The 868-nt window shown below is 78.5% G+C and carries 1 protein-coding gene; it reads left to right on the plus strand.

Annotated elements, in window-relative coordinates:
* A partial coding sequence (locus IE312_RS40320) for a BACON domain-containing protein (protein WP_229899856.1) occupies positions 1-868 on the plus strand: 868 nt, incomplete at both ends.

Consider the following 868-nt stretch of genomic DNA (forward strand, 5'->3'; position numbering starts at 1 on the left):
ACGCGGGCGGCTGTCCGAGCGTGGCCCACCTCACCGGCGACAGCCGCCTGGTCCTCAGCACGGCCCTGCGCCGCGAGCTCGTCCGGCACGTCGACGACTGCCCGCGCTGCCGGCGCACCGCCGAGCGCGCCGTCTCCGGCCAGTGGCCCGGCGCCACGGTCACGCCCGCCGAGCTGCCCGTCCTGCAGGCCCCGCGCGCGGACCTGCACATGGCACTGGCCCACCACCCGCGCGCGCGGGGCGCGGCCGTGCCCCGCTTCGACCGGCGCGGCTTCCCGATGGACCCCAAGGACCGCGCGGCCCGCCGTGACCGGCTCCGCGCGCGGGCCGTCACGACGACGGTCGTCGCCACGGTGGTCGCCGCGCCGGTGCTCGCGCTGTGGGCCGCCTACCGGGGCGGGCCGGCCGGGGACGACGACGGCCGCTCCGCGACCGCGCGCGAGGCGCAGGGCCCCGACGCGCTGGGCGGCGACACGGCCGGCGGCTACGAGAACGCGGGGAACGCCCGCACGAAGCCCGGCACCCGGATCGGCAAGGGCGGCAAGGCGGACGTCTCGGTGGAGGTCGTCAGCGTCGGCGGCAGGGGCGGTCAGGGGGCGGGGCAGCTGGCCGTCAGCGCCGCCAACGACGGCGACACGACCCTGATCACCCTCACGGCGTCCGGGACGGCCGAGGTCCGCTGGTCGGCGTCCACGTCGGCCGCCTGGCTGTACTTCAGCCGGTCCGCGGGCACCCTCCGGCCAGGGCAGACGGTGACGGTCAAGGTGTACGTCGACCATCTGCGCGAGCCGTCCGGCCACTGGCACGCACGGGTGGCGGTGGCACCGGCGGGCGCGGTCGTCACCATCGACGGCTACGGCACGGCCCC

It is taken from the genome of Streptomyces capoamus, from assembly GCF_014654935.1.
Lineage (GTDB): Bacteria > Actinomycetota > Actinomycetes > Streptomycetales > Streptomycetaceae > Streptomyces > Streptomyces capoamus.